This is a genomic window from Jejubacter calystegiae (assembly GCF_005671395.1).
In the GTDB taxonomy this organism is placed as follows: domain Bacteria; phylum Pseudomonadota; class Gammaproteobacteria; order Enterobacterales; family Enterobacteriaceae; genus Jejubacter; species Jejubacter calystegiae.
The window spans coordinates 1,725,922-1,743,093 of record NZ_CP040428.1 but is presented as its reverse complement, the minus strand read 5'-3'; the positions used below and the strand labels follow the sequence as shown (position 1 = coordinate 1,743,093).

21 protein-coding genes are annotated in these 17,172 nt (G+C 57.9%); 9 read left to right on the top strand and 12 right to left on the bottom strand.

Annotation, left to right across the window (positions count from 1 at the left end; all coding sequences use genetic code 11):
- The first annotated feature begins 194 nt into the window (after positions 1-194).
- Positions 195-2,141, top strand: coding sequence for a bifunctional 2',3'-cyclic-nucleotide 2'-phosphodiesterase/3'-nucleotidase (locus tag FEM41_RS08020; RefSeq protein WP_138099133.1), 1,947 nt, complete (start codon positions 195-197; stop codon positions 2,139-2,141).
- On the opposite strand, the gene FEM41_RS08015 is transcribed toward FEM41_RS08020, so the two are convergent.
- The gene (locus FEM41_RS08015) at positions 2,110-2,556 is read right to left on the bottom strand and encodes a winged helix-turn-helix transcriptional regulator (RefSeq protein WP_138095485.1); all 447 of its coding nucleotides are present in this window, start codon (positions 2,554-2,556) and stop codon (positions 2,110-2,112) included. The genes FEM41_RS08020 and FEM41_RS08015 overlap by 32 nt on opposite strands.
- Before the next feature lie 81 nt (positions 2,557-2,637).
- Between FEM41_RS08015 and FEM41_RS08010 the strand changes: the two genes are divergently transcribed.
- From FEM41_RS08010 to ytfE, 4 genes are all read left to right on the top strand, one after another.
- Positions 2,638-3,489 carry an SDR family oxidoreductase gene (locus tag FEM41_RS08010; RefSeq protein WP_138095484.1) on the top strand — a complete coding sequence of 284 codons (852 nt, stop codon included), beginning with the start codon at positions 2,638-2,640 and terminating at the stop codon, positions 3,487-3,489.
- Positions 3,490-3,534: 45 nt separating this feature from the next.
- The gene (locus FEM41_RS08005; protein ID WP_138095483.1) at positions 3,535-4,356 is read left to right on the top strand and encodes an AraC family transcriptional regulator; all 822 of its coding nucleotides are present in this window, start codon (positions 3,535-3,537) and stop codon (positions 4,354-4,356) included.
- Between the two features lie 75 nt (positions 4,357-4,431).
- Complete coding sequence (locus FEM41_RS08000) at positions 4,432-5,397, top strand: DMT family transporter (RefSeq protein ID WP_138095482.1); 966 nt, start codon at positions 4,432-4,434, stop codon at positions 5,395-5,397.
- A gap of 62 nt (positions 5,398-5,459) precedes the next feature.
- The gene (gene ytfE, locus FEM41_RS07995) at positions 5,460-6,125 is read left to right on the top strand and encodes an iron-sulfur cluster repair protein YtfE (RefSeq protein WP_138095481.1); all 666 of its coding nucleotides are present in this window, start codon (positions 5,460-5,462) and stop codon (positions 6,123-6,125) included.
- Positions 6,126-6,187: 62 nt separating this feature from the next.
- Here the strand turns inward: ytfE and cycA are convergent, their stop codons facing one another.
- The 5 genes from cycA to fklB form a co-directional block, all read right to left on the bottom strand.
- Positions 6,188-7,603: a D-serine/D-alanine/glycine transporter gene (cycA, locus tag FEM41_RS07990; RefSeq protein ID WP_138095480.1), complete on the bottom strand. Its 1,416-nt coding sequence runs from the start codon at positions 7,601-7,603 to the stop codon at positions 6,188-6,190.
- Positions 7,604-7,917: 314 nt separating this feature from the next.
- Positions 7,918-8,553, bottom strand: a complete 636-nt coding sequence (locus FEM41_RS07985) for an ATP-binding cassette domain-containing protein (RefSeq protein ID WP_138095479.1) — start codon at positions 8,551-8,553, stop codon at positions 7,918-7,920.
- On the bottom strand, positions 8,537-9,316 hold the full coding sequence (locus tag FEM41_RS07980; protein WP_138095478.1) for an ABC transporter permease: 780 nt from the start codon (positions 9,314-9,316) through the stop codon (positions 8,537-8,539). Before FEM41_RS07980 ends, FEM41_RS07985 begins: the two co-directional genes overlap by 17 nt.
- 9 nt (positions 9,317-9,325) lie before the next feature.
- A complete protein-coding gene (locus FEM41_RS07975; RefSeq protein WP_138095477.1) occupies positions 9,326-10,063 on the bottom strand; it encodes a substrate-binding domain-containing protein in 738 nt (245 codons plus the stop codon).
- A gap of 142 nt (positions 10,064-10,205) precedes the next feature.
- Entirely contained in the window at positions 10,206-10,826 is a 621-nt protein-coding gene (gene fklB / locus FEM41_RS07970; RefSeq protein ID WP_138095476.1) for a BamJ family beta-barrel-assembly machinery protein, read from the bottom strand.
- A 263-nt stretch (positions 10,827-11,089) separates the two neighbouring features.
- Here fklB and FEM41_RS07965 point away from each other — a divergent pair, with 263 nt between their 5' ends.
- Entirely contained in the window at positions 11,090-11,713 is a 624-nt protein-coding gene (locus FEM41_RS07965) for a LysM-like peptidoglycan-binding domain-containing protein (RefSeq protein ID WP_138095475.1), read from the top strand.
- Positions 11,714-11,778: 65 nt separating this feature from the next.
- On the opposite strand, the gene rplI is transcribed toward FEM41_RS07965, so the two are convergent.
- Genes rplI through rpsF form a run of 4 tightly spaced genes read right to left on the bottom strand, consistent with a single transcriptional unit; the run spans position 11,779 to position 13,227 of the window.
- Positions 11,779-12,228: a 50S ribosomal protein L9 gene (gene rplI / locus FEM41_RS07960; protein ID WP_138095474.1), complete on the bottom strand. Its 450-nt coding sequence runs from the start codon at positions 12,226-12,228 to the stop codon at positions 11,779-11,781.
- A gap of 41 nt (positions 12,229-12,269) precedes the next feature.
- Positions 12,270-12,497, bottom strand: a complete 228-nt coding sequence (rpsR, locus tag FEM41_RS07955) for a 30S ribosomal protein S18 (protein ID WP_000135199.1) — start codon at positions 12,495-12,497, stop codon at positions 12,270-12,272.
- Positions 12,498-12,501: 4 nt separating this feature from the next.
- Entirely contained in the window at positions 12,502-12,816 is a 315-nt protein-coding gene (gene priB, locus FEM41_RS07950; protein WP_138095473.1) for a primosomal replication protein N, read from the bottom strand.
- Positions 12,817-12,822: 6 nt separating this feature from the next.
- Entirely contained in the window at positions 12,823-13,227 is a 405-nt protein-coding gene (rpsF, locus tag FEM41_RS07945; protein WP_138095472.1) for a 30S ribosomal protein S6, read from the bottom strand.
- 323 nt (positions 13,228-13,550) lie between these two features.
- Here rpsF and FEM41_RS07940 point away from each other — a divergent pair, with 323 nt between their 5' ends.
- Positions 13,551-13,763, top strand: a complete 213-nt coding sequence (locus FEM41_RS07940; protein ID WP_138095471.1) for a hypothetical protein — start codon at positions 13,551-13,553, stop codon at positions 13,761-13,763.
- Positions 13,764-13,767: 4 nt separating this feature from the next.
- Here the strand turns inward: FEM41_RS07940 and yjfP are convergent, their stop codons facing one another.
- On the bottom strand, positions 13,768-14,493 hold the full coding sequence (gene yjfP, locus FEM41_RS07935; protein ID WP_138095470.1) for an esterase: 726 nt from the start codon (positions 14,491-14,493) through the stop codon (positions 13,768-13,770).
- A gap of 195 nt (positions 14,494-14,688) precedes the next feature.
- Here yjfP and bsmA point away from each other — a divergent pair, with 195 nt between their 5' ends.
- Positions 14,689-15,018: a biofilm peroxide resistance protein BsmA gene (gene bsmA / locus FEM41_RS07930; RefSeq protein ID WP_138095469.1), complete on the top strand. Its 330-nt coding sequence runs from the start codon at positions 14,689-14,691 to the stop codon at positions 15,016-15,018.
- A 124-nt stretch (positions 15,019-15,142) separates the two neighbouring features.
- Entirely contained in the window at positions 15,143-15,418 is a 276-nt protein-coding gene (locus tag FEM41_RS07925; RefSeq protein ID WP_138095468.1) for a YdgH/BhsA/McbA family protein, read from the top strand.
- Positions 15,419-15,480: 62 nt separating this feature from the next.
- On the opposite strand, the gene FEM41_RS07920 is transcribed toward FEM41_RS07925, so the two are convergent.
- The gene (locus FEM41_RS07920; RefSeq protein ID WP_138095467.1) at positions 15,481-17,115 is read right to left on the bottom strand and encodes an isovaleryl-CoA dehydrogenase; all 1,635 of its coding nucleotides are present in this window, start codon (positions 17,113-17,115) and stop codon (positions 15,481-15,483) included.
- Positions 17,116-17,172: the final 57 nt, after the last annotated feature.

Below are 17,172 nucleotides of genomic sequence, written 5' to 3'. Positions count from 1 at the left end.
GTTAACCACCTTCTGGCGATTAACCTGTTGTTTTAACATATGAGTTTTTATATCTCATTATGCCAGACTGCGCTATCTGTGAAGGAATTCCGGTTTCCCCGCTTCGTTTTCTGGCAGGATTCACGCTTTTAACCGCAATTTACTCTTTCCTGCGCGACGTTTTGCGAAACAGTTCGGAAAAAAGGACGTTAATGATGATTAAGTTTAGCGCAACGCTTATTGCCATGCTGGTCGCGGTCGGCGCTCACGCTGTGACGCTCGATCTGCGGATTATGGAAACCACGGATCTGCACAGCAATATGCTGGCCTTCGATTACTACAAGGATACGCCGAGTGACAAATTTGGCCTGGTACGTACCGCCAGCCTGATCGGAATCGCCCGGGCAGAGGCAACCAACAGCGTACTGGTGGATAATGGCGATCTGATTCAGGGCAGTCCGCTCGGCGACTACATGGCGCATAAGGGACTGAGTAAAGGTGAAGTGCACCCGGTCTATAAGGCGATGAATACCCTGGATTACGCCGTCGGCAACCTGGGAAATCACGAATTTAATTACGGGCTGGACTATCTGCACCAGGCGCTGGCGGGGGCTCGCTTTCCCTACGTTAACGCGAATATCCGCAGTGTAAAAACTGGCGAGCCGCTGTTTACCCCATACCTGATAAAGAAAACCCGGGTAAAAGATCGCGACGGGCAGTCCCATACGCTGAACATCGGCTACATCGGCTTTGTGCCGCCGCAGATTATGGTCTGGGATCGGGCGAATCTGAAAGGCCGGGTGACCGTGGATGACATCACTGAAACCGCCCGCCGCTACGTGCCGCAGATGCGTAAAGAGGGCGCGGATATTGTGGTAGCGGTGGCCCACTCCGGTCTTTCCAGCGATCCCTGGCAGGCCATGGCCGAAAACTCAGCGGGCTACCTGAGCCAGGTGCCGGGTATTGATGCCATTCTCTTCGGCCATGCTCACGCCGTTTTCCCGGGTAAGGATTTCGCCAGCATTCCCGGCGCCGATATCGAAAAAGGCACCCTTAACGGCATTCCCGCCGTGATGCCAGGGATGTGGGGCGATCACCTCGGTATTGTAGATCTGGCGCTCAGTAACGACGACGGCAGCTGGAAGGTGGTGCAGGGCCGTGCTGAAGCACGCCCCATTTACGATAACGTCGCCAAAAAATCGCTGGCCCCGGTAGATAAAAAGCTACAAAACATTCTGAACGACGCCCATAACGCCACCCGAGACTTTGTCAGCCAGCCCATTGGCCGCTCGGCGGACAATATGTACAGTTATCTGGCGCTGGTGCAGGACGATCCCACGGTGCAGGTGGTGAACAACGCCCAACGCGACTACGTCAAACGCTATATTCAGGGCGATCCCAATCTGGAAAACCTGCCGGTGCTTTCCGCCGCCGCTCCGTTTAAGGTCGGCGGACGTAAAAACGATCCGGCCAGCTTCGTGGAGGTGGAAAAAGGCGCACTCACCTTCCGCAATGCCGCCGATCTCTATCTCTACCCCAATACCCTGGTGGTGGTGAAAGCCAGCGGCCTCGAGGTTCGGGAGTGGCTGGAGTGTTCCGCCGCCCAGTTTAACCAGATAGACATTAACAGCAGTAAACCTCAGCGGCTTTTGAACTGGGAAGGCTTCCGCACCTATAACTTCGATATTATCGATGGGGTAAATTATCAAATCGATGTTACCCAGCCCGCACGCTACGACGGTGAATGCCAGTTGATTAATCCGCAGGCCCATCGTATTAAAGCGCTGACCTTTAACGGTAAGCCTGTCGATCCTACGGCCACTTTCCTGGTGGCGACCAATAACTATCGCGCCTGGGGCGGTAAATTCGCAGGTACCGGCGAGGAGCACATCGCCTTTGCTTCGCCGGATGAGAACCGCGCGGTGCTGGCCACCTGGATTGCCGGACGCACGCGCAGCGACGGCGAAATCCGCCCGGCGGCGGACAACAACTGGCGGCTGGCCCCCATCAACAGCAAAACGCCGCTGGATATTCGCTTCGAAACCTCGCCGACAGAAAAAGCCAGCGCCTTCATTCGAGCCAACGCCCGGTATCCAATGACCCGGGTAGGCAGCGATGATATCGGTTTCGCTATCTGGCAGTTGAATCTGCAACAGCCGTAACGGGCTGTTTCGCCTCGCCGGTGCCGCGCTCTTCGGCCCGGCTGACTTCCTGCACCCGTGGCAGATTGTCCTCTATCCAGTCGGCCAGCGCGGCAACCTTCTCGCTCACCTCCCAGCCCAGCGGTGTCAGGCTATACTCCACATGAGGCGGCACCACCGGGCGGGCGCGTCTGAGTACAAAACCATCGGCTTCCAGCCATTGCAGGCTTTGGGCCAGCATCTTCTCACTTACCCCCCCCATCTTACGGCGCAACTCGCTGAAGCGATGAGTGCCATCGCGCAGCGCCACCATAATCAGTACGCCCCAGCGACTGGTAAGGTGCTTCAGGACTTCGCGTGACGGACATTTTTCGGCAAACAGATTCCCGGTCCGCAGTTTTTCACTCAGGGAATTGGCCGACTCGTTCTGTTTCATAGTTACCTTCTGGTACGTACTTACTAAAAGTTAGTTAGGGTGATATTGTGCCACAGCAAACCCACCATAAGGAGCAGAAAAATGATTGCTGTCACTGGTGCATCCGGCCAACTGGGCCGTCTTGCCATTCGCGAGCTGTTAAAAAGCATTCCCGCCAGCCAGCTTATCGCCATCGTGCGCAATCCGGCGAAGGTCAGCTGCCTTGCGGAAGCGGGCATCAGCGTCAGACAGGCTGACTATAGCGATGAAACCGCGCTCAGCAATGCACTCAATGGCGCAGAACGACTCCTGTTTATCTCGTCCAGCGAGGTGGGCCAGCGTAGCGCTCAGCATCGCCATGTAATCAACGCAGCACTTAGCGCAGGCGTAAAATTTATCGCCTATACCAGCCTGCTGCACGCCGATCGTTCACCACTGGGGCTGGCGGCGGAACACGTGGAAACGGAAGCCATGCTGGCCGAAAGCGGCATTCCTTATGCACTGCTGCGCAACGGCTGGTACGTAGAAAACTATCTGGCAAGCCTGGGTCCAGCCCTTGAACATGGCGTCTTTATTGGCTGTGCAGGTAACGGCAAAATCGCCGCCGCGCCGCGTGCCGACTATGCCGCTGCGGCCGCCAGCGTCATGACTCAGGACAACCCGGCCGGTAACGTCTGGGAACTGGCCGCGGACGAAGGCTGGACGCTGAGCCAGCTGGCAGAGGAAGCTGCGCGTATCAGCGGAAAGCCGCTGGTCTACCGCAATCTGAGCGAGGCTGACTATCAGGCAGCGCTGCTCGGAGCCGGGCTGCCGGAAGGACTGGCCGCCATGCTGGCGAATTCCGACAGCGCCGCCGCCCAGGGAGGGCTCTATGACGACAGCCATCAACTCAGCCAGTTGCTGGGGCGCCCCACTATCCCGCTACCCCAGAGCCTGAGCGCAGCGCTGTCATAATCCCGCCATCCCCCTATAATGGGGGGATGCTAACGGGAGAGCGGTATGCAGGGCGTTCCTGACGAGTTCAACGATATTCGCGACCGCGCCAGCTTCCGGCACCTGCCGGGTCTGCCTGGCGTGGAGCTTTATCGCGCCCATATCGCACGCTACGCCTTTGAACCCCATACCCACGAGGGGTTCGGCATTGGCGCCATCGAGCAAGGGGCCGAGCGCTTTCGTTACCGCGGCGCCTGGCATGTCGCCGGAGCCGGTTCGCTGGTCACCATGAATCCCGACGAGCTGCATACCGGCCAGGCTGAAAGTCAGGACGGCTGGCGCTACCAGATGATCTATCTGGATCCTCACACCCTGAGTGAGATCAGCGGCGAGCCGGTATGGTGGTTTCACGATGCGGTCCGCCAGGATCCCGCCCGTGCCAGTGCGACGCTGGCGCTGATTCAGGCTATCTGGCAGCACGACGATCCGCTGGCCCGTCAGGGAATTCTGTTGCAGCTGGTGGAACTGTTACGCCCGATTGCCTCAGCGCCCCCCGCGCCGCGTGAGGCTACCCGGCGCTTCTCGCGGGTGCGGGAATATCTGCATGATAACTACATGCGCCCTGTGACTCTGGATGAGCTGGCCGCCATCGCCGCCCTGAGCCCCTGGCACTTCCAGCGCCAGTTCAAAGCCCACTTCCACGTCACGCCGCACCAGATGCTGATGGCGATTCGCCTGTGGCGCGCTAAACAGTTGCTGACCAACGGCATGGCCCCCGCCGCCGTTGCCGCCGCAACTGGCCTGAGCGATCAGGCCCATCTGACCCGCGCCTTCTCGTGGCGCTATGGCATTACTCCTGCACGCTATCAGAAGCAGGTACGCGGCTAATACCGCAAGCTGCGACAATATTTCCACCTCCCATCTCCCTACACTCGCCGCCAGACAGTTAAGAAGGATGAAAAGATGCTGAGCGGTATTATCTGGGCCCTGATGGCGGGGCTGATGTGGGGTTTGATCTTTGTGGGGCCGATGCTGGCGCCAGACTATCCGGCGGTGCTGCTGTCTACGGGGCGCTATCTGGCGCTGGGGGTGATTGCGCTGCCACTGGCCTGGCTCGGACGTCGACGCCTGCGCCAGCTCAACCGCCGGGACTGGCTGACCGCACTGCGCATCTCCACCATCGGTAATCTGGTCTATTACCTGTTCCTTGCCGCCGCCATTCAACGGACAGGTTCGCCGGTATCCACCATGATCGTCGGCGCCCTGCCGGTGGTGCTGCCCATCTGCGCCAATCTGCTCTACAGCCAGCGCGACGGCCATTTGCCCTGGCGCCGACTGCTGCTGTCGCTGACGATCGTCGCCGTAGGGCTGGTGCTGGTGAATATCGCCGAACTCCGCCACGGACTGCCCAATTTCAGCCCGCTGCGCTACGGCGCGGGTCTGGGCATGGCGCTACTGGCGATGATCTGCTGGGCCGTCTATGCCCTGCAAAATGCCCGCTGGCTGCGAGAAAACCCCGATAAAAGTCCGATGATGTGGGCCACGGCACAGGGGCTGGCGATTCTGCCGCTGTCGCTTATCGGTTATCTGGGGGGTTGTCTCTGGCTCGCCTGGCAGGAGCCCGACTTCCCGCTGCCCTTTGGTCCGCAGCCGGGTCAGTTTATCGCCCTGATGTTCGTTATTGCCATTCTCTGCTCCTGGATTGGCGCCCTGTGCTGGAATGAAGCCAGTCAGCGACTTCCCACCGTGATCCTCGGCCCGCTCATCGTCTTCGAAAATCTGGCAGGGCTGCTCTACGCGTTTGTGCTGCGTCATAGCTGGCCGCCACTGGCGACGCTGTTCGGCATTGCAGCCCTGATTGTTGGTGTTGTAATGGCGGTACGCGCCAGACCGGCACCGACCGTTGTCAGCGCCAATGTAAAAGAGTGATAGCTTTCCCTTAAAGATGCATTTAAAATGCAATTTATAATTTACTGATGAGGATTTTGGCTATGGCTTTCCGTGACCAGGCTTTAGGGGAACTGGCGTTAACGATTCCGCGTGCGTCAGCGCTGTTCCGTAAATACGATCTCGACTTCTGCTGCGGCGGTAAGCAAACTCTGGCGCGCGCCGCAGCCCGCCGCGAGCTGAACCTGGAGGCCATTGAAGCCGAACTGGCTCAGCTTGCCACCGAACAACCCGAAAAAGAGTGGCGCAGCGCACCACTAAGCGAAATCATCGACCATATCCTTGTCCGTTACCATGACCGGCACCGCGAGCAGCTTCCTGAGCTTATTATGCAGGCGACTAAAGTCGAGCGCGTTCATGCCGATAAACCGGGTGTGCCGCGCGGCCTGGCAAAATACCTGACCATGCTGCATGAAGAGCTGAGCAGCCACATGATGAAAGAGGAGCAGATTCTGTTCCCAATGATCAAACAGGGTATGGGCACCCAGTGCGCTGGCCCCATCAATGTGATGGAGAGCGAGCACGATGAAGCGGGTGAACTGCTGGAGGTGATTAAGCACACCACGAATAACGTCACGCCGCCGCCGGAAGCCTGCACCACCTGGCGCGCCCTGTATAACGGTATTAATGAAACCATTGACGATCTGATGAACCACATCAGTCTGGAAAACAACGTTCTTTTTCCGCGCGCCCTCGCAGGAGATAAATAACAAAAAGGCGCCCTTAAGGCGCCTGCGTTGTCTCCCATTCGGCCCCATTACGGGGCCATTTTTTATCCGTTAGCGCGTGCGGCCTTACGGCGCAGCATCAGCCAGCCCAGACCCAGCACCACGAACCAGAGTGGCGTAACCATCAGCGCCTGGCGGGTATCCTGTTCCAGCGTGAGCAGTACGATCACGCAGGCGAAGAACGCCATGCAGACCCAGCACATCAGTTTCCCCATCGGCATCTTATACACCGACTTCTGGTGCAGCTCCGGACTGCGCTTACGGTAGACCAGGTAAGAGCAGAGAATAATGGTCCAGACAAACATAAACAGGATAGCGGAAACGGTGGTGACCATAGTGAAGACCTTCATCACATCCGGAATCAGGTAGATCAACACCACACCGCCCAGCAGACAGACGCAGGAGAAGGTCAGGCCGGATGCCGGTACCGCACGACGCGACAGACGGGCAAAACGCTGAGGCGCCACGCCATCCTGGGCCAGACCGTAGAGCATACGGCTGGTGGAAAAGACCCCGCTGTTGGCCGAAGAGGCGGCAGAGGTCAGTACCACGAAGTTAATGATACTGGCTGCGGCCGGAAGTCCCACCAGTACAAACAGCTCCACAAACGGGCTCTTGTTCGGCACCACTGAGCCCCAGGGGGTGACCGACATAATAATGATCAGTGAGCAGACGTAGAACATGATGATACGCAGCGGAATGGAGTTGATCGCCCGCGGCAGCGTCTTCTCCGGATCTTTGGTTTCTGCGGCGGTGGTCCCCACCAGTTCGATCCCCACAAAGGCGAATACCGCTATCTGGAATCCGGCAAAGAAGCCGCTGATGCCTTTCGGGAACCAGCCGCCGTCATTCCACAGATGGGAGAACGACGCCTGAACGCCAGAAGGCGCCTGGAAGTGCATCAGCACCATCACCAGCCCCACCACAATCAGCGCCACGATAGCGACAATTTTGATCATGGCGAACCAGAACTCCATTTCACCAAACATCTTTACGGTCGCCAGGTTCAGCCCCAACAGCACCAGCACCACGGCCAGCGAAGAGACCCAGTCCGACAGCCCGGGGAACCAGAACTGGGCATAGGAGGTAATCGCCACTACATCGGCCATTCCTGTCACCACCCAACAGAACCAGTAGGTCCAGCCAGTGAAGTAGCCAGCCCAGGGGCCGAGCAGATCGGCAGCGAAGTCGCTAAAGGATTTGTATTGCAGATTAGAGAGCAGCAGCTCCCCCATGGCCCGCATCACGAAGAACAGCATAAAGCCGATAATCATGTAGACAAAAATGATCGACGGCCCGGCAAGACTGATAGTTTTTCCCGATCCCATAAACAGACCGGTGCCAATGGCGCCACCGATCGCAATCAGCTGAATATGGCGGTTGCTTAGATTACGCCGTAGCGAACGTTCGGCGGGATCGTCAGACACCTGTCCATCCACGTTCTTTACCTCATCTACCATGTTATTTTCCTGTACTTGTGTTGTGTTTTGCCAGGCTCTGATGGCCCTTATCTGTCCTGAGATCTGACACCGGGTCGCTCCCCGGGTGCGCAAGTCGTAAAGCCTTTCTTACTCCATCTTCAACAAGATGTTAATATTTTGTTGATATTCAGTATCAAGTTATTCTCATTTCGCGAAATGACTCACAAAAATACCCCTGACGGGGGCATTTGCAAAATAAAATTATCTTTTCGCAGAAAAATTGAAACGAAACTTCGGATTTGGCAGGGATATTGTCCGGCGCGCCATGGACAGCGCGCCGTAAGACGGGGCAATCAATAATGACGCGTCTGGCGGCAGTCCGGCAGCAGTCGCCCCTGATGCAAATGCCAGCACTGTTCCGCCAGTGCCCAGGCATCACGGGGTTCATGGGTGACCAGCACCAAAGCGGTGGCGCCGCCACGCAGTTCGCGAATCACGCGCCAGAGCCGGGTCCGGGTCGCCCAGTCGAGGCTGGCAAAAGGTTCATCCAGCAGTAGTAGCGGCGGGCGGGAGATCAGCGCCCGGGCCAGCGCTGCCCGCTGCCGCTCGCCGCCGGAGATCTGTCCGGGGTAGCGATCTCTCAGATGCTCAATCTCCATCTGCACCAGCACCTGCCGCCTGGCCAGGGGACATAAAGGCTGGCCCGCGGCATACTGCGCCAGTCTGAGATGACCGTCCAGCGTCAGCCAGGGGAAGAGCCAGAGCTGTTGATCCAGATAGCGACAGGGGCGGCGCCAGGGCGGTAGCCGCGCTACGCTACGGCCATCAATCTCCACCGCTCCACGGCTGGAGATCATACCGGCAATCGCCTTCAGCAACGTCGTCTTGCCGCTTCCCGAAGGACCACAAATCGCCGCAACCGAACCTGCGGGCACCCGCAAACTGATCGGCTTCAGCACACCTGCGGACAGATTATCCACGCGCAGCACTGCGGCTTTCCCCCAGATATTGCAGGCCGCGCAACACCAGCAGTAGCACACCCGCCAGCAGTATCAGCGCCAGCGCGCAGCCAATGGCCCGCGAGAAGTCCCCGGTCGCGATATTCAGATAAACCGCGACCGGCAGCGTTTCGGTTTTCAGTCTGACGGCGCCAGCCAGCATCAGCGTGGCGCCAAACTCGCCGCAGGCCCGGGAAAACGCCAGTACGCAGCCGCTAAGCAGCGACGGCCAGCACAGGGGAATTTCTACCAGTATCAGTGTCTTCAGCGGCGTCAGCCCCAGGTTCTGCGCCGTCAGCAGATAGCCGCTCTCAATCGCGCTGAAAGCGCCGCTGGCCGCACGCAGAAGGATCGCGCTGGCTACGTAGGTCTGGGCGATGATGACGCCTGCTGGCGAAAAGAGCAGACCAGACAGTACGGGAGAGAACGGCCCCTGCTGCCCCAACAATAACAGTAGCCCCAACCCGACGACCAGCGGTGGCGTAACCAGCGGCAGGTCAAGCAGCACATTAACGAGGCCGCGACCTGGGAAGTCGAGCCGCGTCAGCGCCCAGGCCGCCGGAACGGCGATAATCAGCGCCAGCAGCAGTGAGCAGCTGGACGTTGCCAGTGAAAGCAGCAGCGCAAAGCGCAGTTCGGGATCGCCGGACATACTCCGGAGTATGCCCGGCTCCAGTTGGAAAATCAGTGAACAGAGCGACCCTGCCACCAGCAGCAGCATCACTCCTAAAGGAAACAGCGCCAGCTTTGCCAGAAGACCCCCTTACTGCGCTGGCGCCAGAAAACCCGCATCAAGAAACGCCTGACGTCCCTGGGGCGACACAAAGCGTTCGGCGAGCTGGCGGGCCAGTCGGGGATCGGCGCTGGAAGAGAGCAGAGTCAGCGTAGCTACCTCTTCCGGCCCACCGGATGGAGAAGGCAGAATCACCAGACGGTCACGATGTTTTAGTGCATCGGAGCGCCCCAGAATGGCCGCGTCCACATCACCGTTCAGCAGGTAGATCACCAGTTGTTTAATGGTGGCCGTGCGCACCACCACCCGGCTACGCAGCGCGTCTCCTGTGCCGGAGGCGTCAAGCAACTGTTCGCCGCTCTTCCCCAGGGCAATCGCACTGGCGTCGCCCATTCCCAGAGTCAATGAGCTGGCAGCCAGATCCTGAAGCGAATGAATTCCCTCAGCTCTGTCTTTACGTACCGCCACCACCGGGATATGGCGCGCAACGGGGAAAGAGGCGATCGCATTGCCACGCAGCTCATTGATATAAGCCGCCGAGCCAGCCAGGAAAAGATCGCCCTTCCCCGTGAGTCGATACCGGGCCAGGATCTGGCCAGATCCGCCATATTCGACAAGCACCCGGTTCCCGGTTTCCTGTTCAAAACGGCTTACCACCGCCTCCACCGGTTTTCGTAATCCGGCTCCCGCATAAAGATGGAGTTCGGCGCCATAAAGCGGCGAGACCAGCAAAGCCAGTAACAGAAAGCGTAAAAAGAAATGGGTCATCCTGACCTCCGGAAGAGATAGAGTCGATATATATCAATATATATAGCGATTAATGCAATCACGGAAAATAAAGATCGGGGTGGCGGTCACAAACAAAAAGAGGCGGACCAGTGGCCCGCCTCTTTTGTATCGCGCTGTACTGTTACAGGATATCCAGCAGCTCGACTTCAAACACCAGGGTGCTGAACGGCGGGATAGCCGCGCCCGCGCCACGCTCGCCGTAGGCCAGTTCGTAAGGAATCGCCAGTTCCCATTTGGAGCCGACCGGCATCAGGGTCAGCGCTTCAATCCAACCTGCGATCACGCCGCTTACCGGGAATTCAGCCGGTTCGCCACGGGCGACGGAGCTGTCGAACACGGTACCGTCAATCAGCTTACCGGTGTAGTGAACGCGCACGTGATCCTGACGGGAAGGGATAGATCCTTCGCCCTGAGTGATAACCCGGAACTGAAGGCCAGACTCGGTGGTGCTGACGCCTTCTTTCTTCTGGTTCTCTTCCAGGAATTTCTGGCCTTCCTCCGCCATGGCCTGCTGGCGCTCGCGACGTACGCCGTCCGCACGCTCGTGAACTTCGCGCAGGGCGCGATGAACCACGTCTACCGGTACTGCCGGTGCGTTCCCTTCCAGCGCATCGCGCAGGCCAGCCAGCAGAGCTTCCGGCAGCAGACCCTGCAAACCGGACTCGCGCAGCTGCTGGCCCACCTGTAAACCAATACCGTAACTTGCTTGCGCCTCTACGCTTTCAAAAGAAGGGGTCGTCATGGCTTTTCCTTTTTTATTGCGGTTTATGAAAATTAGCGGGCAGCATATCAGCCAGGCCGCGTCGGGTAAAATGCTCATCGGTGATGACAAATCAGCGCGAAAGAGAAACAATAGCGGGAATACGGTCACGGAACCTTACATTGCTACCTGCATCAAGCAGTTAGCAGGCTATACTAAAGGACAGACGTGGCGCCATCAGGCTATGCCACGCAGACATCGGGAAACGGCATGGTGCAGACATTTTTCACGGAGCAGGAGGTCGCATGCCAAAGCGAGTCGTAAACAACCCCATTCTGGCGCGGATTTGGCACGCCCCGGACCAGGTACGCCTGATGGATCCCCTACCGCCCATGCATCGCCGCGGTATTATTATTGGCGCGCTACTGATCGTTATTGGCATTCTGCTGCCGGGTTCCAAACCGGCCCCTGAAGCCGATCGCGACTCCCGCGAAGCGCAGTTGCATATGAATAATGATGCCCCTGCCCCCATGCCTTCCGTGGTAAATAACCGCGGCAGCGGATCCGCACAGCCCAGCCAGCCCGCTACGCTGCCGACGGAGTCCGCCCGGGTTCAGGAGCAGGATGAAAGCCAGGCCCCCATTCCTTATCAGAATAACGATATCGAGCAGCAGTGGCGCAGCTATCGCGTGGAGTCAGGCAAAACTCTGGCCCAGGTTTTCCGTGACCACGGACTGCCGCCAGCCGACGTTTACGCTATGGCGAAGGTTGAAGGGCAAGGCAAACCGCTAAGCAGCCTGCAACAGGGCCAGGTGGTGAAGATTCGCCAGAATGCAGGTGGCGTGGTGACCGGTCTGACGGTCGAGGGCAGCGAACAGCAGGTGCTGTTTACCCGCCAGCCGGATGGCAGCTTCCTGCGGGTACGCTAACCTCGAATCTGAAATGAAAAAGCCGACCCTGAGGTCGGCTTTTTTACTTAAACGAAACGCGTCGCTTATTCAGCAACCACGTTCACGTTCAGCTTAGCGAATACTTCGCTGTGTACCTGGAAGCTAACTTCGTGCTCACCGGTAACGCGCAGAACGCCTTCCGGCAGACGAACTTCGCTCTTGGCCACTTCAACGCCAGCTGCGGTAACAGCATCAGCGATGTCGCGAGTACCGATAGAACCGAACAGTTTGCCTTCGTCGCCCGCTTTGGACGCGATGGTCACAGAGCCCAGCGCATTGATTTTCTCTGCGCGAGCTTCAGCGGCCGCCAGAACGTCAGCCAGTTTGGCTTCCAGTTCAGCGCGACGCGCTTCAAAGAACTCGATGTTCTTTTTGGTTGCCAGGACAGCTTTGCCCTGAGGAACCAGGAAGTTACGTGCGTAACCCGCTTTAACATTTACCTGATCGCCCAGGCTACCCAGGTTTGCTACTTTATCAAGCAGAATAACTTGCATTACCTTATCCTCTCAAAGTCGTATTAATGGACCGTGGCCGATTACTGATGACGATCAGTGTACGGCAGCAGAGACAGGTAGCGCGCGCGCTTGATAGCACGAGCCAGCTGACGCTGGTATTTTGCACGGGTACCGGTGATACGGCTCGGGACAATCTTACCGCTTTCGGTGATGTAGTTTTTCAGCGTTGCGATATCTTTATAGTCGATCTCTTGAACGCCTTCCGCGGTGAAACGGCAGAACTTGCGACGACGGAAATAACGTGCCATTTGGCTAGTCTCCAGAATCTATCAATTCAATCTGCTCGGCATGCAGTACCAGTTTATTGAGGCCATTTCGCGCCTGATGGCAGCTGAGAAAGCCATGAACAATAATATGCGTGCCGACCGTTATACTGTGAGTAATGGCCTGGTTGTCCTGCCCGCTAACAATAACCGGCATTCTGCACCACGCCTGCCGGTGAAAACCGGCTTCCTCCTGCACGGAACGATGCTCAAGCACGAACTGGCAGTGAGGAATTCCTGACGGACTGACCTTTCGAAGGGGCTCCCGACACACGGTACCGGATAGCGCCAGACGGTTGGCCATCAGTAATTACTCTTCAGAATCCCCAGCATTAGAGGCTTCAGCGTTGTCGCTGGTAGAAGCGCTCTCTTCACGACGCTGTTCGCGACGCTCATCTTTCGCTTTAACCATCGGGGAAGCTTCAGTCACAGCCTGCTTGGTACGCATGACCATGCTGCGGATAACGGCATCGTTGAAGCGGAAGCTGGTTTCCAGCTCATCGATCGCTTCCTGCGGAGCTTCCACGTTCAGCAGAACGTAGTGTGCTTTGTGCAGTTTGTTGATCGGATAAGCCAGCTGACGACGGCCCCAGTCTTCCAGACGATGGATCTGGCCTTCAGCACCAGTGATAACACCGGTGTAACGCTCGATCATGCCCGGAACCTGTTCGCTCTGGTCAGGATGGACCATAAAAACGATTTCGTAATGACGCATCGATTTTGCTCCTTACGGATTATTCAGCCTCCTGTCTGGGTCAGCCGGGGCCCGGGGAGGCAAGGAACGTGTTTAGATCGGCTGAAAAATTGACGCGCCATTCTACTGGTAACCGGCTACAAACTCAACGCCGCGCAGCAATAAAAAGGTGAAATAAAGGCACGCATCGCCACACTGCCGCTCCTGGAGAAATCTACAATTAATAACAATAGTGATTATACCGTTGCGTTATCGGGTAACCAGGGACAAAACGATCGTCGGTTCACAGCGAGCAAGGCGCCGTGGAAAAGGAGCCTGCTCACGCAGTAGTGGAGCGCATCATCATGAAAACATTATTTTTTATTATCGTCACGCTGATGCTTATTGTGTCCGCGCCCGTTACCGGCGCCATCAGCGCCCAGTCGCCTCAGGCGCTGGCACGCGATATGGATGACGTCCAGAGCCTTGGGGTGATCTACATTAATCGTCATAGCGCCAGTGAAGCGCCCGAAGAACAGGAACCGCCTGAAGTCGTCTCACCCGCTGAAATGCTGTGAGCCCCTACAGATGCTGCCCGAAAAAATCCACCGTGCACGCCAGCGCTTCTGGCGTGATGCGGTGTCGCACGCCCTGCTGCCATTCGCAGCGCAAGTTACCGTCCAGCCCTTGCTGTATCAGCGCCTGCTGGAGCCTTAGCGTCTCTACGGCGGGCACCACGTCATCCTCTTCTCCATGCCAGAGCAGTAACGGGCGCGTTGCCAGGCTCGCCAGTTGATGCCCCACGTCATAGGCCGCCAGCGCGGCGATGGCGCGCTCAACGTTGCCGACGGGCGGAAACAGCGTATGCGCCAGCGTCATATAGTAACCCGAACCCATCAGGCTGGCGCCGCAGCGCAGTTGTGGATGACGGGCCAGCAGGCCCAACGCGGTCATGCCTCCCATAGAGGCACCGCCAACGCCCAGACGCCCTTCAGCCACCAGCCCCCGGTCTTCCAGCTCGGCGGCCAGCGCCGGAAACTCCTCAAAGTTACGCAACAATATCTGCCAGAAACGACCCAGCCGCCCTTCCGCATCCCCGGAAAACCGTTCACCGTGATCGAAAGCGTCGGGCATGACGACCCGAAATCCCGCCTGAGCCAGCGCTACGGCGAAATAGCTATAAACCAGTTTCGATGAGGTAAACCCATGATAAAAAATCAGGGTGGGCAGCGGCCGGTTTGCTTGCCCGGCAGGTGCCGCGCGCAGCACGCTTATGTCCGCCAGGCGGTCGGTTTCAATCTCAATCATTTTGGCATCCCGTTGTCTCAGCGCTCTGACACTGACTTTCGCGCAATGCCCAACGACTGGCAAGATGTGTTACGTAGTGGGTGATCAATTGTTGCCAAATAGTAATCCGAAGCCGCTCAGGTTAACAGAATTGCGATCCTGTCCCTGGTGATACCGCATCTACTGGCTACAATAATTCCTAAAAGGAAATGAACGATGTTTATACGATGGTCTGCATCCGTGCTACTGGCACTCTCTCTGACAGCCTGTTCCGTGCTTCAGGGAACGCCGCAGCCACCGCCGCCGGTAAGCGATCACCCCCAACAAATTCAGCGCTATCAGACTCAGGGGTTGCAAAGAATCGGTTCGGCGAGCGTTATCGTTCGGGGAGCCCCCTCGGACGGCGAAGCTGCCATCTATAACAAGGCCGTGGCCGCTGGCGCCGATTTCTACGTTATCGTCATGAATGATGAAACGGTGGTGCCAGGACAGTGGCACGTACAGGCGACTCTGTACCGTGATCCAGGACACGTGCCCTTTGCTTAGTCTTACACGTCTTTGCACGCACTTATCCGTTTCGTGTGCACAATGGAAGCCAGACCTGCGGCAACAAAGGACGAAGTGAATCAAGGAAGATCCTAAGACCGGGGTATATGAAAAGGAGCTGCTTATGACACGAACGCTGGCACTACCCGCCGTACTGTCGTCTGTCGGGCTGATCACCCCCTTTGCGCGCTCCGCTGAAGAAGCGCGCGCCGACCGGGTGACCGGCCTGAATGAGATAGGCACCATCTGGGTGAACGCACTCAGTGAAGATATGCAGGATATGGAACATATTGTGGCGCAGAAGGCGGATGAACGGGGCGCCTCTTACTATCGTATTGTTCGGGTGCAGGAAAATCAGATCCCGGACAACTGGCGCGTGCAGGCGATACTCTATGCCTGAACCGTCGACTCCCTGACAACGGCCCCGTTCACTCATCTGACCGGGCCGTTCGTTCCCCTCTGTTAGCACACACCTCCCGATGCCCGCAGCAGTAAATTGCCAAGCTGGCGCTCTGGCAGCAGCGTATCGCCACGCGGATCGAGCCGTATTCTGCACCAGGCTTCGGCCAGCGGCGGCGAAAGGTGGCGCAGCAACTGGGCACCGCTTGCCAGTAGCGCCAGCTGTCGGGTTATCGTCCGGCCATACTCTTCGCGCGGATTGGTGAGACGCCGCTGGAGCTGACGCCAGGCGCGATCGAAATGGCGACTCTGCCCTTTGACCTCATCAAACTCCACTTTTAACATCTCTATCATACCGCTCTGGGTGGCGAGCGCCCGCAGCACGTCAAGGCACATGATATTTCCAGAGCCTTCCCAGATACTGTTGACCGGCATTTCACGGTAGAGACGCGGCAGTTCGCTCTCTTCACAGTAGCCGATGCCCCCCAGCGCTTCCATCGCCTCGGCCACGAAGGGGATGCCATCTTTACAGAGGGTAAACTTGGCCGCCGGGGTAAACAGCCGCCGCCAGGCACGCTCCCGCTCGTCATTTCCCCCTTCCCACGCCCGGGCCAGCCGGAACAGGAAGGCGGTTTGCCCTTCCAGAATCAGCGCCATGCGCCCCAGCGTCTGGCGCATCAACGGCTGGTCAATCAGGTTCTTTCCGAAGGCCTGACGCTGATGGGTATGATACAGCGCAATGGAGAACGCCCGGCGCATCAGGCCATGGCTGCCCAACGCGCAGTCGAAACGCGTCATGCCGCCCATCTCCAGAATCCGTCGAACCCCTTCCCCCTCTTCACCGATAAGCCAGCCTGCGGCATCCTGAAATTCGACTTCAGCGCTGGCATTAGAACGGTTACCCAGCTTGTCTTTCAGTCGTTCCATACGAATGGCGTTACGTTGACCGTCCGGCAGGAAGCGCGGCACGAAGAAGCAGGAAATGCCCCCTTCTGTCCGGGCCAGGACCAGATGGGCATCGCTCTGCGGCACTGAAAAGAACCATTTATGGCCCACCAACCGGTAGGCCTCTCCAGGGCCGCGCTGTTCAAAAGGGGTGGCCTGGGTGGTGTTGCTCAACACATCAGAGCCACCCTGTTTTTCGGTCATTCCCATCCCAATCAGTAATCCGCGTTTCTGGCCACCGGGCAGCAGATGAGCATCGTAGCGATCGCTCATTAACGGTTTGCGCCAGTCGGCAAAGACCGCTGGCAGGTGGCGCATCAGTAACGGTGTGGCGGCCATGGTCATGGTCACAGGGCAGAGCGTTCCCGCCTCCACCTGGGCATGCAGCATAAAGCGTGCCGCCCGGGCCACGAAGGCGCCTTTACGGACATCTTCCTGCCACGGCAGGTTGTGCACCCGGTTAGCGCACAGCCCCTGCATCAGCAGATGCCAGGCCGGATGAAAGCGCACGTCATCCAGACGCTGCCCACTGGGATCGTAGCGCAGCAACTCGGGGGGATTAGCATTCGCCAGCCTGCCAAGCTCCAGCGATTCAGCAGTGCCCAACTGCTGGCCGATACTGGCGAGCACGTCGACATCCCAACCGCCCCCCTCACGATTAACCGCATCGAGCAACGGGCAGTCAGACAGAAAGAGGTTGCTGTTGTGTAACGGAGTGGGTTGATTAAACACGGTGTGAGTGTGCCATTGCATCACAGGAATCCCTCCATAAATGTGGCTATGGCTTAAGTATGGACGGTACAGCGGGCT

Excerpts from the sequence above, each read along its gene's own strand:
- rpsF (WP_138095472.1), bottom strand. The coding sequence starts at position 13,227 with ATGCGTCATTACGAAATCGTTTTTATGGTCCATCCTGACCAGAGCGAA.
- FEM41_RS08020 (WP_138099133.1), top strand. The coding sequence starts at position 195 with ATGATTAAGTTTAGCGCAACGCTTATTGCCATGCTGGTCGCGGTCGGC.
- FEM41_RS07975 (WP_138095477.1), bottom strand. The coding sequence starts at position 10,063 with ATGACCCATTTCTTTTTACGCTTTCTGTTACTGGCTTTGCTGGTCTCG.
- FEM41_RS07920 (WP_138095467.1), bottom strand. The coding sequence starts at position 17,115 with ATGCAATGGCACACTCACACCGTGTTTAATCAACCCACTCCGTTACAC.
- FEM41_RS07925 (WP_138095468.1), top strand. The coding sequence starts at position 15,143 with ATGACACGAACGCTGGCACTACCCGCCGTACTGTCGTCTGTCGGGCTG.
- FEM41_RS08010 (WP_138095484.1), top strand. The coding sequence starts at position 2,638 with ATGATTGCTGTCACTGGTGCATCCGGCCAACTGGGCCGTCTTGCCATT.
- rpsR (WP_000135199.1), bottom strand. The coding sequence starts at position 12,497 with ATGGCACGTTATTTCCGTCGTCGCAAGTTCTGCCGTTTCACCGCGGAA.
- FEM41_RS08015 (WP_138095485.1), bottom strand. The coding sequence starts at position 2,556 with ATGAAACAGAACGAGTCGGCCAATTCCCTGAGTGAAAAACTGCGGACC.
- FEM41_RS07940 (WP_138095471.1), top strand. The coding sequence starts at position 13,551 with ATGAAAACATTATTTTTTATTATCGTCACGCTGATGCTTATTGTGTCC.
- cycA (WP_138095480.1), bottom strand. The coding sequence starts at position 7,603 with ATGGTAGATGAGGTAAAGAACGTGGATGGACAGGTGTCTGACGATCCC.
- rplI (WP_138095474.1), bottom strand. The coding sequence starts at position 12,228 with ATGCAAGTTATTCTGCTTGATAAAGTAGCAAACCTGGGTAGCCTGGGC.
- ytfE (WP_138095481.1), top strand. The coding sequence starts at position 5,460 with ATGGCTTTCCGTGACCAGGCTTTAGGGGAACTGGCGTTAACGATTCCG.
- yjfP (WP_138095470.1), bottom strand. The coding sequence starts at position 14,493 with ATGATTGAGATTGAAACCGACCGCCTGGCGGACATAAGCGTGCTGCGC.
- fklB (WP_138095476.1), bottom strand. The coding sequence starts at position 10,826 with ATGACGACCCCTTCTTTTGAAAGCGTAGAGGCGCAAGCAAGTTACGGT.
- priB (WP_138095473.1), bottom strand. The coding sequence starts at position 12,816 with ATGGCCAACCGTCTGGCGCTATCCGGTACCGTGTGTCGGGAGCCCCTT.
- FEM41_RS08000 (WP_138095482.1), top strand. The coding sequence starts at position 4,432 with ATGCTGAGCGGTATTATCTGGGCCCTGATGGCGGGGCTGATGTGGGGT.
- FEM41_RS08005 (WP_138095483.1), top strand. The coding sequence starts at position 3,535 with ATGCAGGGCGTTCCTGACGAGTTCAACGATATTCGCGACCGCGCCAGC.
- bsmA (WP_138095469.1), top strand. The coding sequence starts at position 14,689 with ATGTTTATACGATGGTCTGCATCCGTGCTACTGGCACTCTCTCTGACA.
- FEM41_RS07965 (WP_138095475.1), top strand. The coding sequence starts at position 11,090 with ATGCCAAAGCGAGTCGTAAACAACCCCATTCTGGCGCGGATTTGGCAC.